This is a genomic window from Enterobacter sp. KB-280D8, assembly GCF_041399405.1.
In the GTDB taxonomy this organism is placed as follows: Bacteria; Pseudomonadota; Gammaproteobacteria; order Enterobacterales; family Enterobacteriaceae; genus Enterobacter; species Enterobacter cloacae_N.
The window spans coordinates 850,860-864,421 of sequence record NZ_JBGKEC010000001.1 but is presented as its reverse complement, the minus strand read 5'-3'; the positions used below and the strand labels follow the sequence as shown (position 1 = coordinate 864,421).

14 protein-coding genes and 1 pseudogene are annotated in these 13,562 nt (G+C 57.1%); 9 read left to right on the top strand and 6 right to left on the bottom strand.

The genetic code is table 11. The features are described 5' to 3' along the window. The first annotated feature begins 26 nt into the window (after window positions 1–26). Window positions 27–1,085 carry a MerR family transcriptional regulator gene (locus AB8818_RS04125; RefSeq protein ID WP_192985220.1) on the top strand — a complete coding sequence of 353 codons (1,059 nt, stop codon included), beginning with the start codon at window positions 27–29 and terminating at the stop codon, window positions 1,083–1,085. Here the strand turns inward: AB8818_RS04125 and dauA are convergent. The 4 genes from dauA to lolB form a co-directional block, all read right to left on the bottom strand. After that, on the bottom strand, window positions 1,071–2,750 hold the full coding sequence (gene dauA, locus AB8818_RS04120; protein ID WP_192985218.1) for a C4-dicarboxylic acid transporter DauA: 1,680 nt from the start codon (window positions 2,748–2,750) through the stop codon (window positions 1,071–1,073). The genes AB8818_RS04125 and dauA overlap by 15 nt on opposite strands. A gap of 124 nt (window positions 2,751–2,874) precedes the next feature. Beyond that, window positions 2,875–3,822 (bottom strand): ribose-phosphate diphosphokinase, encoded by a 948-nt coding sequence (gene prs / locus AB8818_RS04115; protein ID WP_003856663.1) that lies wholly within the window; start codon window positions 3,820–3,822, stop codon window positions 2,875–2,877. 125 nt (window positions 3,823–3,947) lie between these two features. Continuing rightward, window positions 3,948–4,817: a 4-(cytidine 5'-diphospho)-2-C-methyl-D-erythritol kinase gene (ispE, locus tag AB8818_RS04110; RefSeq protein WP_163329935.1), complete on the bottom strand. Its 870-nt coding sequence runs from the start codon at window positions 4,815–4,817 to the stop codon at window positions 3,948–3,950. Continuing rightward, window positions 4,814–5,425 carry a lipoprotein insertase outer membrane protein LolB gene (gene lolB / locus AB8818_RS04105; protein WP_028013462.1) on the bottom strand — a complete coding sequence of 204 codons (612 nt, stop codon included), beginning with the start codon at window positions 5,423–5,425 and terminating at the stop codon, window positions 4,814–4,816. The genes ispE and lolB overlap by 4 nt, the downstream gene beginning before the upstream one ends. Window positions 5,426–5,626: 201 nt before the next feature. Here lolB and hemA point away from each other — a divergent pair, with 201 nt between their 5' ends. From hemA to kdsA, 6 genes and pseudogenes are all read left to right on the top strand, one after another. Further along, window positions 5,627–6,883 carry a glutamyl-tRNA reductase gene (hemA, locus tag AB8818_RS04100; RefSeq protein ID WP_021240361.1) on the top strand — a complete coding sequence of 419 codons (1,257 nt, stop codon included), beginning with the start codon at window positions 5,627–5,629 and terminating at the stop codon, window positions 6,881–6,883. Window positions 6,884–6,924: 41 nt separating this feature from the next. Beyond that, window positions 6,925–8,007, top strand: coding sequence for a peptide chain release factor 1 (gene prfA, locus AB8818_RS04095; RefSeq protein ID WP_021240360.1), 1,083 nt, complete (start codon window positions 6,925–6,927; stop codon window positions 8,005–8,007). Further along, window positions 8,007–8,837, top strand: coding sequence for a peptide chain release factor N(5)-glutamine methyltransferase (prmC, locus tag AB8818_RS04090; RefSeq protein ID WP_192985214.1), 831 nt, complete (start codon window positions 8,007–8,009; stop codon window positions 8,835–8,837). The genes prfA and prmC overlap by 1 nt, the downstream gene beginning before the upstream one ends. 8 nt (window positions 8,838–8,845) lie before the next feature. Beyond that, window positions 8,846–8,929 (top strand): annotated as a pseudogene (locus tag AB8818_RS04085) (siroheme synthase); the annotation flags it as partial. A 41-nt stretch (window positions 8,930–8,970) separates the two neighbouring features. Next, window positions 8,971–9,780, top strand: a complete 810-nt coding sequence (sirB1, locus tag AB8818_RS04080) for an invasion regulator SirB1 (RefSeq protein ID WP_008499515.1) — start codon at window positions 8,971–8,973, stop codon at window positions 9,778–9,780. A gap of 36 nt (window positions 9,781–9,816) precedes the next feature. Continuing rightward, on the top strand, window positions 9,817–10,671 hold the full coding sequence (kdsA, locus tag AB8818_RS04075; RefSeq protein ID WP_116339376.1) for a 3-deoxy-8-phosphooctulonate synthase: 855 nt from the start codon (window positions 9,817–9,819) through the stop codon (window positions 10,669–10,671). Window positions 10,672–10,786: 115 nt separating this feature from the next. Here the strand turns inward: kdsA and chaA are convergent, their stop codons facing one another. Further along, a complete protein-coding gene (chaA, locus tag AB8818_RS04070) occupies window positions 10,787–11,887 on the bottom strand; it encodes a sodium-potassium/proton antiporter ChaA (protein ID WP_116339378.1) in 1,101 nt (366 codons plus the stop codon). Between the two features lie 268 nt (window positions 11,888–12,155). Between chaA and chaB the strand changes: the two genes are divergently transcribed. Together chaB and AB8818_RS04060 are read left to right on the top strand one after the other, a co-directional pair. Then, window positions 12,156–12,386 carry a putative cation transport regulator ChaB gene (chaB, locus tag AB8818_RS04065; RefSeq protein ID WP_014884191.1) on the top strand — a complete coding sequence of 77 codons (231 nt, stop codon included), beginning with the start codon at window positions 12,156–12,158 and terminating at the stop codon, window positions 12,384–12,386. Between the two features lie 177 nt (window positions 12,387–12,563). After that, window positions 12,564–13,259: a gamma-glutamylcyclotransferase gene (locus tag AB8818_RS04060; RefSeq protein WP_163329939.1), complete on the top strand. Its 696-nt coding sequence runs from the start codon at window positions 12,564–12,566 to the stop codon at window positions 13,257–13,259. A gap of 29 nt (window positions 13,260–13,288) precedes the next feature. On the opposite strand, the gene AB8818_RS04055 is transcribed toward AB8818_RS04060, so the two are convergent. Further along, window positions 13,289–13,528 (bottom strand): DUF1883 domain-containing protein, encoded by a 240-nt coding sequence (locus AB8818_RS04055; RefSeq protein ID WP_013096243.1) that lies wholly within the window; start codon window positions 13,526–13,528, stop codon window positions 13,289–13,291. Between the last annotated feature and the right edge of the window lie 34 nt (window positions 13,529–13,562).

The window sequence follows — 13,562 nt, the reverse complement described above, 5'->3', positions numbered from 1 at the left end:
CACTGGCAAAGAAAAAAGGAGCAGTTATGTTGATTCAGGTGGGCGAACTTGCGAAACGAGCCGGTATCACCGTGCGGACATTGCATCACTACGAGCAAACAGGGCTGCTGCTGCCTTCTGCCAGAAGCGCGGCAGGTTACCGGCTTTACAACCTGGCGGATGTGCAGCGACTGCACATGATCCAGGCGCTGGCAAAAGCGGGGCTGGAACTTGCTGAAATCAGGGACTTTCTGGAAAAGGAGTCGCTGTCGTTAACCGAGCTACTCGATGCGCAAATTACGCTGCTGGATAAACAGCTGCGCAGCATACACACGCTGCGCGACCGGCTGGTGGAGCTGCGTACCGGGCTTACCGATGATGCGACGCCGGATCTGGAATCCTGGCTACAGACTCTGGAGTTGATGAATATGTACGATCGCTGGTTTAGCAAAGAAGAGTTACAGCAGCTGCCGTTTGCGGTGCAGAAGGACGCGCTGTCGGCTATCTGGTCAGGGCTGGTGGCAGAGGCCAACGCGTTGCTGGAACAGGATATACCCGTTGCTGACACGCGGGCGATGGATCTGGCGACGCGCTGGATGGAACGCCTGGAGCAGGACACGGCGGGCAGGCCGGAGTTTCTCACCCGCCTGAACGAGATGCACAGCGTGGAGCCTCAAATGCGCGAGCAGACCGGCATCACGCCGGAGATAACCGATTACATCACGCGCGCGTTTGCGGAATCTAAGCTCAGCATATGGGAGAAATACCTCACTGCCGAAGAGATGGCCTTTACCCGGGCGCACTACTTTGACCGCATGATGGAGTGGCCACCGCTGGTGGCGAAGCTGCATCATGCACAGCGGGAAAATCTCGATCCTGCTGCGGAGGAGGCGCAAAAGCTAGCGGAAAAATGGCTGACGTTATTCCAGTCGTACGCAGGGACGAACCCGGAGACCCAGCAAAAGTTTCGCGTTGCCATGCAGCAGGAACCGCATCTGATGAAAGGGACGTGGATGACGCCTGCCGTGCTTGCATGGCTCCAGCAGGCGATCGGGGTGATGATGCAGAGACGTTTCTCTGCATCGGGTAACTCACAGATCCGCTAACGCAGCTTCCCGGTTAGGGTAGAAGGATAAGCGGCCAGGGATTGGCTGCACGCCTGCGCGCGCCATGGTGCGCAGGGGCTGGAATTCGAGGTTACTCACCCGCAGCTCGCAGCCTTCCGGCAGACGTTTCACAAAGCGCTGGAAGGCATCCAGGCCGCCGGCATCAAGCACCGGTACGGCATCCCATTTTAGCACCACAACCCGTTTGCCCATGATGCGGGACTCCAGATCGCTGAACAGACCTTCCGCCGCGGCGAAGAACAGCGGGCCAATCACGCGCAGCACCAGCACATCGTCAGGCACCTCTACGTTAACCGGGGAAAGGCGCGTCATCTGCGCGATGCGGCGCATAAATAGCAGGGAAGCGAGTACGATCCCGACGCTGATGGCGATAACCATATCAAACAGCACGGTCAGCGACATGCAGATCAGCATCACGATGATGTCGTCTTTCGGCGCGCGACGCAGCAGGTTAACCACCTTATGCGCCTCACTCATATTCCAGGCCACCATCAGCAGCAGGGCGGCCATGGCGGAAAGCGGCAGCCAGGAGAGCAGCGGGGCGAGGATCAGCAGGGCGAGGATCACCAGCACGGAGTGGATAACCGCCGAAACGGGGGAGGTCGCCCCCGCGCGAACGTTTGCCGCAGAACGGGCGATGGCTGCCGTTGCGGTAATACCGCCAAAGAACGGTGCGATGAGGTTGCCTAACCCCTGACCGACCAGTTCGCTGTTGGCTTTGTGCTTGGTACCGGTCATACCGTCGAGCACGACGGCGCAGAGCAGAGATTCAATCGCACCCAGCATCGCCATGGAGAACGCGGCGGGCAGCAATGCGCGCAGAGAATCCCAGCTCAGTGTGAAAGTGGAGCCCGGCATGTCCCACGGCAACACCAGCTGAGGTAACAGTTGCGGAATGCCGCTACCCTGCGAGCCGTCCGCCAGAACATAGTGGAACTGCGAGCCGATAGTCGCGACATGGCCACCGAACATATTGACGATGGCCATCACCGCGCAGCCCAGCAGCAGCGCGGGCAGATGGCCCGGAAGGCGAATACCGAGGCGAGGCCAGACGATCAGCGTCCCGAGCGTCACAATCCCGATGGCGGCGTCGCCCAGGTTGGCGGTCGGCAGCGCCATAAACAGCGCCCCCACTTTTTGCAGGTAGTGCTCCGGTACGTGGGGCAACTGCAGGCCGAGGAAATCCTTGATCTGCATGGTTCCGATGGTGATCCCAATCCCCGAGGTGAACCCGAGCGTGACGGAAAGGGGGATGTACTCAATCAACCGACCAAAGCGGGCCAGGCCAAACAGAATTAAAAAAAGGCCGGACATCAGGGTGGCAACCAGCAGGCCTGCCAGACCAAACTGTTGCGAAACCGGGTAGAGGATCACCACGAAGGCGGCGGTCGGGCCGGAGACGCTGAAGCGCGAGCCGCCCGTCAGAGCAATAACAATACCGGCAACGGCCGAGGTGTACAGACCGTACTGCGGCGCAACGCCGCTGCCAATCGCCAGCGCCATCGCCAGCGGGATGGCAATAATGCCGACGGTGATCCCGGCAATCAGGTCACGGACAAAACGTGACGAGGTGTACTTTTCTTTCCAGCAGGCGTCGATGAGGGCGCGAAAGGGCAGAACATGTGAGGAGGCTACGTTTTTCACAATTATCTATCATCCGTATGCGCATCATCTGTCATGTGAATGGCAGGTGAAGGAGGCATTAATCATACAAATAAAACCCAGAGACAAAAAAACCCGCCGCAGCGGGTTTTTTGGCCGTGTTCGATTAGTGTTCGAACATTGCAGAGATGGATTCTTCGTTGCTGATACGACGAATCGCTTCGGCCAGCATCCCGGACAGGGTCAGGGTACGCACGTTTGGCAGTGCCTTGATCTCGTCGCTCAGTGGGATGGTATCGCATACCACAACTTCGTCAATGACGGAGTTGCGCAGGTTGTTCACCGCATTACCGGAGAAGATCGGGTGAGTCGCGTAAGCAAATACGCGCTTGGCACCACGCTCTTTCAGCGCTTCGGCGGCTTTACAGAGCGTGCCGCCGGTATCGATCATGTCGTCAACCAGCACGCAGTCGCGGCCAGCAACGTCACCGATGATGTGCATCACCTGAGAAACGTTAGCGCGCGGACGGCGTTTGTCGATGATCGCCATGTCGGTATCGTTCAGCAGTTTAGCGATAGCACGGGCACGTACCACGCCGCCGATGTCCGGAGAAACCACGATTGGGTTGTCCAGGTTCAGCTGCAGCATGTCTTCCAGCAGGATTGGGCTGCCGAATACGTTATCAACCGGGACGTCGAAGAAGCCCTGGATCTGCTCTGCGTGCAGGTCAACGGTCAGTACGCGGTCAACGCCGACGCTGGACAGGAAGTCAGCGACAACTTTAGCGGTAATTGGCACACGCGCGGAACGGACGCGACGGTCCTGACGAGCATAGCCGAAGTAAGGGATTACAGCAGTGATACGGCCTGCTGAAGCGCGACGCAGGGCGTCGACCATAACAACCAGTTCCATCAGGTTGTCGTTCGTTGGAGCACAGGTGGACTGGATGATGAAAATATCACCACCGCGTACATTTTCGTTAATTTGTACGCTGACTTCGCCGTCGCTAAAGCGACCTACAGCGGCGTCGCCGAGGGAAGTGTACAGGCGGTTGGCAATACGTTGTGCTAGTTCCGGGGTGGCGTTACCAGCAAAAAGCTTCATATCAGGCACGAGAAGAACCTCAGGCATGCGTCCAGTGGTGGATAGCGTTCGCCGTAAACTGTGCGGGCCAGGCAAAGGCTATCCAGGCGGTGTATTAAAGAGCGCGATGCAACGTCTGGAACAGGGTGACGTTGTCACCGAAACTCAGTCTGCGCCAGAATTGCCTGCTGTAGCGGGGAAGTGTTCATCCCGCGCGCTACGAAACCATGCAGCCAATCCGGCGCTTGCTCAAGCACCTGACGAGCGGCGGATTCGGTGTCAAATTCAGCAAAGACACAGGCCCCTGTACCAGTCAAGCGCGACGGCGCGTATTCTAACAGCCAGGAAAGCACCGCATCAACCTCGCGAAAACGTTTTCTTGCGATATCCTCGCAATCGTTGCTGAATTCACAATTTAATAACGTTTCTATTGACCGTACCGGGGTATTTCTTTTCAGGTCAGGATCTTTAAAGATGACGGGGGTCGGAATGCTCACGCCGGGGTGGGCAACGAGATACCATTTTTCCGGCGGGTTGACCGGGGAGAGGATCTCGCCCACGCCCTCGGCAAAGGCCGCGTGACCGCGAACAAACACCGGGACATCTGCGCCCAGCGTTAGGCCCAAAGCAGCCAGTTCATCCGTCGACAGCCCGCAGCCCCAGAGGTGGTTCAGCGCAACCAGCACGGTGGCGGCGTTGGATGAGCCCCCGCCGAGACCGCCACCCATTGGCAGACGCTTATCGATGCGGATATCCGCACCGCTTCCCGCCGGCAGACGCCCCGATTCCGCGGCGGCGTTCATCAGCAGACGCGCGGCGCGCACGATCAGGTTTTCTTCATGCGCCACGCCTTCGACCGGCGTTAGCAGGCAAATCTGCCCGTCCTGGCGCAGTTCAATGGAGATCGTGTCGCCATAGTCAATAAACTGAAACAGCGTCTGCAGGGTGTGATACCCGTCAGCACGCTGGCCGGTGATGTATAAAAACAGGTTCAGCTTCGCCGGAGAAGGCCAGTGGGTCATCATTTAACGATCCAGTTGTCCATTTTCAGCTTGATGCGCTGGCTGCCCTGGGTCAGCTCCATGTTCGATGGCAGCGACGGTTTACTCTTGCTGTCATAGGCGCTGTACACCACTTTCCAGGTTTTGCCGTTCTGGGTGTAATTGACCTGGCTCAGACGGTACTGGTCGTCCAGCGTATAGTCGGTTGCTTCTCCCGGCAGGCCGAGGATCCACTGGCGCAGGCTGTTCAGCGGAATAGGCATCCCGGTCAGCTTGCCAATCATCTCTTCGGCATCGGTCGCGGTGTAGTGCTGGCCTTTGTTATCGGTGATCTGCGCTTCGCCCGGTTTGGCGATAAGCTCCAGCTCGGTGCTGCCCAGTGGGTTCAGCAGCAGCAGGCGATAGTTGTCCTGCCCCGTTTGCTGCCAGAAGAAGCGGGCATAAACCTTTTGTTCATCAGAGAGATAGGCGAAGGCGCCCCGCGTCTGGTACTGCTTCAAATTAAGGACGTCCTGCTGGTGCTGACGCCACTGCGGTGAATCAGGGCTTTTGCCCGGGCCTTTTGGTTGGGTGACAGTACAGGCGGTCAGAACCAGTGCCGCCAGCGGCAGCAGGCGAATCAGTCGGGTCATAATGAGGACAAATCCTTGAGATACGTTGCAGTTATAACTGTTAATGCTAGCGCCCCGCAGTGCTACCGTCTACGTTCAAATTATCTCAAAGCGTTGAGTAACCTATTACTCCGAAAGGAGGCGGTCTCTTTTATTGATCTCGCGCATCCTGTATGATGCGTCCTGCTAACCTTATTAACGCTGGTACTACTCCCGCTCAACATGACCCTATTAGCACTCGGCATCAACCACAAAACGGCCCCGGTTTCGCTGCGAGAACGCGTTACGTTTTCGCCGGATACGCTTGACCTGGCGCTGGACAGCCTGCTTGCACAGCCGATGGTGCAGGGTGGCGTGGTGCTCTCGACGTGCAACCGTACCGAGCTGTATTTAAGCGTGGAAGAGCAGGATAACCTGCACGACGCGCTGATCCGCTGGCTATGCGACTACCACAATCTTAACGAAGACGAACTGCGTAACAGCCTGTACTGGCATCAGGATAATGATGCGGTCAGCCATCTGATGCGCGTCGCCAGCGGGCTGGATTCGCTGGTGCTCGGTGAGCCGCAGATTCTGGGGCAGGTGAAAAAAGCGTTTGCGGATTCGCAAAAAGGGCATCTGAAGGCCAGCGAGCTGGAGCGCATGTTCCAGAAGTCCTTCTCCGTGGCGAAGCGTGTGCGAACCGAAACCGACATTGGTGCCAGTGCGGTTTCTGTTGCTTTCGCGGCCTGTACCCTTGCACGCCAAATCTTCGAATCCCTTTCCACCGTCACCGTGATGCTGGTAGGCGCGGGCGAAACCATCGAGCTTGTGGCGCGCCATCTGCGCGAGCATAAGGTGAAAAAGATGATTATCGCGAACCGAACCCGCGAACGTGCGCAGGTGCTGGCGGATGAAGTGGGTGCAGAGGTGGTTGCGCTGAGCGACATCGATGAACGCCTGAAGGAGGCGGACATTATTATCAGCTCTACCGCCAGCCCGCTGCCAATCATCGGTAAAGGGATGGTAGAGCGCGCGCTGAAGTCGCGTCGTAATCAGCCTATGCTGCTGGTGGATATCGCCGTTCCGCGCGATGTTGAGCCAGAAGTCGGCAAGCTGGCGAACGCCTACCTCTACAGCGTGGATGACCTGCAAAGCATCATTTCGCACAACCTCGCCCAGCGTAAAGCGGCGGCGGTGCAGGCGGAAACTATCGTTGAGCAGGAAACCAGCGAGTTTATGGCCTGGCTGCGCGCGCAAAGCGTCAGCGAGACCATCCGCGAGTACCGCGGGCAGGCGGAGCAGGTGCGTGATGACCTGACTGCCAAAGCGTTAGCGGCCCTGGAACAGGGCGGCGACGCGCAGGCGATTATGCAGGATCTGGCGTGGAAGCTGACCAACCGCCTGATCCATGCCCCAACCAAATCTCTTCAACAGGCTGCCCGTGACGGGGATGATGAACGCCTGACTATTCTGCGCAACAGCCTCGGGCTGGAATAGCGCCCTATACCCATTTTCTAAGACAAGGTGCACTTACGCCTATGAAGCCTTCTATCGTCGCTAAACTGGAAGCTCTGCACGAGCGCCATGAAGAAGTACAGGCGCTGCTCGGCGATGCCGGGACCATCGCGGACCAGGAACGTTTTCGCGCGCTTTCGCGTGAATATGCGCAGTTGAGTGATGTGTCTAAATGCTTTACCGACTGGCGACAGGTTCAGGAAGATATTGAAACCGCGCAGATGATGCTCGACGATCCTGAGATGCGCGAGATGGCGCAGGAAGAGCTGCAGGATGCAAAAGCGCGTTCTGAAGAGATGGAGCAGCAGCTTCAGGTGCTGCTGCTGCCGAAAGATCCGGACGACGAGCGTAACGCGTTTGTGGAAGTGCGCGCCGGTACCGGCGGTGACGAAGCGGCGCTGTTTGCCGGGGATCTGTTCCGCATGTACAGCCGCTACGCCGAATCGCGCCGCTGGCGCGTCGAGATCATGAGCGCCAACGAAGGCGAACACGGTGGCTACAAAGAGGTTATCGCTAAGATCAGCGGCGACGGCGTGTACGGCCGTCTGAAGTTTGAATCCGGCGGTCACCGCGTGCAGCGCGTGCCGGCCACGGAATCTCAGGGTCGCATTCACACCTCCGCCTGTACGGTGGCGGTGATGCCGGAGCTGCCGGAAGCGGAACTGCCGGACATCAACCCGGCGGATCTGCGCATCGACACCTTCCGTTCCTCCGGCGCGGGTGGACAACACGTTAACACCACCGATTCCGCCATCCGTATTACCCACCTGCCGACCGGCATTGTGGTGGAGTGCCAGGACGAACGTTCGCAGCACAAAAACAAAGCCAAAGCGTTGTCCGTGCTGGGTGCGCGCATCCACGCGGCTGAAATGGCGAAGCGTCAGCAGGCGGAAGCCTCTACGCGTCGTAACCTGCTGGGCAGCGGCGATCGCAGCGACCGTAACCGCACCTACAACTTCCCGCAGGGCCGCGTGACCGACCACCGCATCAACCTGACCCTGTACCGTCTGGACGAGGTGATGGAAGGGAAGCTGGATATGCTGATTGAGCCTATCGTGCAGGAATACCAGGCCGACCAGCTGGCGGCGCTGTCCGAGCAGGAATAATGGATTTTCAGCGCTGGTTACGCGAGGCGGCCGGTGAGCTTTCAGAAAGCGAAAGCCCGAAGCGTGATGCCGAAATTTTGCTTGAGCATGTGACGGGTAAAGCCCGCACGTACCTGCTGGCATTCGGTGAGACGCTGCTGACCGCTGAGCAGGAAGTACGGCTCGCCGCGCTGCTTGCCCGCCGTAAAACGGGCGAGCCGGTGGCGCACCTGGTCGGTGAGCGCGAGTTCTGGTCGCTACCGCTATACGTCTCGGCGGCAACGCTGATCCCGCGTCCGGACACTGAATGTCTGGTGGAGCAGGCGCTGGCGCGTTTATCAACAGCTCCCTGCAGCATTCTCGATCTCGGGACGGGAACAGGTGCTATCGCGCTGGCGCTCGCCAGCGAGCGCCCCGATTGCGATGTGACGGCGGTGGATGTGATGCCCGACGCGGTGGCGCTGGCGCAGCGTAACGTGGAACGTCTCGGTCTCCGCAACGTGACGGTGCTGCAAAGCAGCTGGTTTGCCGCGCTGGAGAATCGCTCATTTGCGATGATTGTCAGCAATCCTCCTTACATCGACGAACATGACCCACACCTTGCGCAGGGAGATGTTCGCTTCGAACCGCTGACGGCGCTCGTTGCCGCCAACGCGGGATTAGCCGATCTTGATCACATTGTGACAATGTCACGGAAACATTTACTTCCTGGCGGCTGGCTGCTCGTGGAGCATGGCTGGACGCAGGGAGAAGCCGTGCGGTCACTGTTTACGCAAGCAGGCTACGTCGCAGTCGAAACCTGTCGCGACTACGGCGGCAACGAACGCCTGACGCTGGGGCAGTGGGCTTGAGTGCCGGGTATCTGCCATTTACTGATAAAGGCGTAAGGCTGACTGAAAGGCAGTTTGGCGTTATCATCTACATCGTTTTGAGTTTTATCGCGCCTGAGCGTCCTTGTTCGCTCAGTCGTTACTGGGGTAAGTCATGAAGTCCTTAGCCGATTTCGAATTTAATAAAGTGCCGCTTTGCGATGGCATGATCCTGATTTCGGAGATGATACGCGACGATTTTACGTCGCAGTACGTCTACGATGAGTTGGAGAATCTGGTCAGCCTGGCGCGTGAAGAGATCAATCAGGCGCGCCCGCAGGACTGGCAATTAGAGAAGCTTCTGGAACTTTTCTACGGCGAATGGGGTTTCTGCGACACGCGTGGCGTGTATCGCCTGTCTGACGCATTATGGCTGGACCAGGTCTTAAAAAATCGTCAGGGCAGCGCTGTTGCGCTGGGCTCTATTTTGCTGTGGGTTGCGCACCGGCTGGATATTCCGCTGGTGCCGGTCATTTTTCCGACGCAGATGATCCTGCGTGCGGAGTGGCTGGACGGTGAGATGTGGCTCATTAATCCGTTTAATGGCGACACGCTGGATGAGCATACGCTGGACGTCTGGCTGAAGGGCAACATCAGCCCGGTGGCCGAGCTCTTTAACGAAGATCTCGACGAAGCCGACAACGCCGAAGTCATCCGCAAGCTGCTGGATACGCTGAAGTCAGCGCTGATGGAAGAGCGTCAGATGGAGCTGGCCTTGCGTGCCAGCGAAGTGCTACTGCAGTTTAATCCGGAAGATCCGTACGAAATACGCGACCGCGGGCTTATCTATGCCCAGCTCGACTGCGAGCACGTGGCGCTGAACGATCTGAGCTATTTCGTCGAGCAGTGCCCGGAAGATCCGATTAGCGAAATGATTCGCGCGCAGATCAACGCGATCTCGCACAAACAAATTACACTGCATTAATCTTAATTCCGATTCACACCTGAATAAGGCGATCCTATGAAACAAAAAGTGGTTAGCATTGGTGATATCAACGTGGCAAACGACCTGCCGTTCGTGCTGTTTGGCGGTATGAACGTGCTGGAATCCCGCGATCTCGCCATGCGTATCTGCGAGCACTACGTGACCGTGACCCAGAAGCTGGGCATTCCGTACGTGTTTAAAGCCTCTTTTGACAAAGCCAACCGCTCCTCCATCAACTCTTACCGCGGCCCGGGCCTGGAAGAGGGGATGAAAATTTTCCAGGAGCTGAAGCAGACGTTTGGCGTGAAAGTGATCACCGACGTGCATGAGTCCTGGCAGGCGCAGCCTGTGGCAGACGTGGTAGACGTTATTCAGCTTCCGGCGTTCCTGGCGCGCCAGACCGACCTGGTTGCCGCAATGGCGAAAACCGGTGCCGTGATCAACGTGAAAAAACCGCAGTTTGTGAGCCCTGGCCAGATGGGCAATATCGTTGATAAGTTTATCGAAGGCGGTAACGACAAAATTATTCTGTGCGATCGTGGCGCTAACTTCGGTTACGACAACCTGGTTGTGGACATGCTGGGCTTCAGCGTGATGAAAAACGTATCTAACCAGTCCCCGGTGATCTTCGACGTGACCCACGCGCTGCAGTGCCGCGACCCTTTTGGCGCCGCGTCCGGCGGTCGTCGTGCCCAGGTGACCGAGCTGGCGCGTGCCGGTATGGCGACCGGCCTGGCGGGTCTGTTCATTGAAGCGCACCCGGATCCGGCTAACGCGAAATGCGATGGTCCTTCCGCGCTGCCGTTGGATAAGCTGGAGCCGTTCCTGAAGCAGATCAAGGCGATTGACGATCTGGTGAAGAGCTTCGACGAGCTGGATACCAGCAACTAATAAAAAAACCCGCTTCGGCGGGTTTTTTTATGGGGCATATTGCCGGGTGGCGCTGCGCTTACCCGGCCTACAAAACCCGTAGGCCCTGCAAGCGAAGCGCCGCTGGGCAAAAAGGCTACGCAAAAATCGTCATCAAATACGCTACAAACAGCGCCATATGCGCTGCGCCGTTCAGCACATTGGTGCGGCCAGTGGAGAATGAAATCTGGCACAGCAGCAGCGAGGCCACCATCACAATCATCTCCGGCGCGCCCAGCGCAAACTGCAGATCGTTACCCGTCATAAAGGCAATCAGTGTCACCACCGGTACGGTGAGGGAAATGGTCGCCAGCACGGAGCCGAAGAACAGGTTCATTGCGCGCTGCACCTGATTGTTCAGCACCGCCTTGAGCGCGCCCAGACCCTCAGGGGACAGGATCAGCAGCGCCACCAGGAAACCGGTAAAGGCCACCGGGGCGTTCAGCTCGGTTAACAGCGTCTCCAGCGGGTTGGCGTTCATCTTGGTGACCGCGATAACCGCGATCAGATGCACGATCAGCCAAACCGTATGCCACGCGCTGCTGTGGGCCGACGGCTTACCGTGGTGCGGGTCATCATCGTCGCCGTCATCTTCATGCTCGTACACAAACAGGCTCTGGTGCGTTTTGGTTTGAATCAACAGAAACACGCCGTACATGGCGGCGGAAATCAGCGCGACCAGCAGTGCCTGACCGGTAGAAAAATTCGCGCCCGGCAGCGCCATCGGGAAGACCAGCACGATAATGGCCAGCGGGAAGAGGGCAATCAGATACTGTTTAATACCGAACAGGTTCATATACTGGGTCGCAAATTTGCGTCCGCCCAGCAGAAGAGAGAAGCCCACCAGGCCGCCCGTCACAATCATAATGATGGAGTAGAGCGTGTCGCGCATCAGCGTTGGGGCGGCATCGCCGGTCGCCATGAGCGCGGAAATCAGGCTGACTTCGAGAATAACGACAGAAAGGCTGAGAATTAACGAGCCGTACGGCTCGCCCAGACGGTGGGCCAATACGTCCGCATGGCGAACGACGCTAAATGCGCTGGTTAAGATGCCGACCAGAGCAAGAATATTGATACCAACCACCACTGGCAGTGACTGACTGCTTCCCCAGAAGAGCAGCACAGCCAGTGCCAGAACCGGGAAAATGAGTGACGTCTCCTTGTGGCGGGTCTTTACCGCCTCGTGTGTTGCTGTCATGTGCTTCTCCATCAATGCAGGTGCTTGTAATTATAGATAGATTTTGAGGGCATTAAACTAACAGAAATCTGTTAAATACCCTTTATTTTTTACTTAATTTTACCCTTTGTCATGGTTTTCATGTTTGATGCCTGTAATAAGATATTTAATTTAAATAGTAATTAAATAACAATAGATTATGAATTTAGTTTAATCAGTATCTATTGCCGGGTGGCACCATGGCGTATCGTCGTCCACACTTACTCTTTAGCCAAAAGAGAGGTTAGTGATGCCATATAAAACGAAACGCGAATTACCCGATAACGTGAAAAACGTCCTGCCCGAACACGCCCAGGATATCTATAAAGAAGCATTTAACAGCGCATGGGATCAGTACAAAGATAAGGACGATCGGCGGGATGATGCCAGCCGGGAAGAGACGGCACACAAAGTCGCCTGGGCCGCAGTAAAACATGACTATGAGAAAGGAGACGATGATAAATGGCATAAAAAGAAATAGCCGTGAAATTATTCGCTGCCTTCATTTTGACTTTTCAGGCGGTTGAACTTCCGTTGTATTGCAACTGGTCCGCTAATTGCTTATCGTTATTTGACTGCTGGCAAAATGACCAGCACAGAATGTCGGGAAGGCGAATTACAGATGTCGCAAGGAAGCATGCAGTGGCGGAGGTGTAAAGTGTTAACGCGTGATTTCTTAATGAAGGCAGATTGTAAGACGGCATTTGGTGCTATTGAGGAATCGCTTCTCTGGTCAGCTGAACAACGTGCGGCGTCGCTCGCTGCAACGCTTGCCTGCCGCCCGGATGATGGCCCGGTATGGATTTTTGGCTACGGTTCACTGATGTGGAACCCGGCTCTCGAATTTGTTGAATCGGCAACGGGTACGTTGCCCGGCTGGCACCGCGCATTTTGCCTGCGCCTGACGGCCGGACGCGGCAGCGCCTGTCAGCCAGGGCGCATGCTTGCACTGAAAGAGGGCGGGCGCACCACGGGCGTGGCGTATCGCCTGCCGAATGCCACGCTCGAAGAGGAGCTGACGCTGCTCTGGAAGCGCGAGATGATCACCGGCTGCTATATGCCGAGCTGGTGCAAGCTGGAGCTTGACGACGGACGCACCGTAAACGCGCTGGTGTTTATTATGGATCCGCGCCATCCGCTGTATGAAGCGGACACCCGCACGCAGGTGATTGCCCCGTTAATTGCCGCCGCCAGCGGGCCGCTCGGCACCAACGCGCAGTATCTCTTCTCCCTCGATCAGGAGCTGACCCGCCTCGGCATGCAGGACGATTGTCTGAATGAGCTGGTGGTAAAGGTGAAGGCGTTGCTGGAAGGGAACCCACTCAACAGCACGCTGCGACCGGGTTTTGCCTGAGAATACGCCCGGCTCGCCGGGCGTTTAAATTACGCTGCCACGTAACTGACCGAATGTTCCAGCGACTGGCTGTGGCTGTCGATCAGAACATCCCACGTGCCGGTATACGGCACGGTTAGCCAGGCCTTATCATCCTGAACGGTCAGAATATCCGCCTGGGACTGCTTCTGTGCTTTCGCACTCATCAGATGAATACGACAGCGCTCTGAGCAACGCACCACCACCGTATCCCCGCCAAACAGTTTCAAACTTGTTTTCACCAGTGCCATTTATTTACCCCGTCGATTTTGCCCATCCCGAGCG

Coding starts and splice junctions, on each gene's coding strand:
- AB8818_RS04125 (WP_192985220.1), top strand. CDS start 27: ATGTTGATTCAGGTGGGCGAACTTGCGAAACGAGCCGGTATCACCGTG.
- ispE (WP_163329935.1), bottom strand. CDS start 4,817: ATGATGACCCACTGGCCTTCTCCGGCGAAGCTGAACCTGTTTTTATAC.
- lolB (WP_028013462.1), bottom strand. CDS start 5,425: ATGACCCGACTGATTCGCCTGCTGCCGCTGGCGGCACTGGTTCTGACC.
- hemA (WP_021240361.1), top strand. CDS start 5,627: ATGACCCTATTAGCACTCGGCATCAACCACAAAACGGCCCCGGTTTCG.
- prfA (WP_021240360.1), top strand. CDS start 6,925: ATGAAGCCTTCTATCGTCGCTAAACTGGAAGCTCTGCACGAGCGCCAT.
- prmC (WP_192985214.1), top strand. CDS start 8,007: ATGGATTTTCAGCGCTGGTTACGCGAGGCGGCCGGTGAGCTTTCAGAA.
- sirB1 (WP_008499515.1), top strand. CDS start 8,971: ATGAAGTCCTTAGCCGATTTCGAATTTAATAAAGTGCCGCTTTGCGAT.
- kdsA (WP_116339376.1), top strand. CDS start 9,817: ATGAAACAAAAAGTGGTTAGCATTGGTGATATCAACGTGGCAAACGAC.
- chaA (WP_116339378.1), bottom strand. CDS start 11,887: ATGACAGCAACACACGAGGCGGTAAAGACCCGCCACAAGGAGACGTCA.
- chaB (WP_014884191.1), top strand. CDS start 12,156: ATGCCATATAAAACGAAACGCGAATTACCCGATAACGTGAAAAACGTC.
- AB8818_RS04055 (WP_013096243.1), bottom strand. CDS start 13,528: ATGGCACTGGTGAAAACAAGTTTGAAACTGTTTGGCGGGGATACGGTG.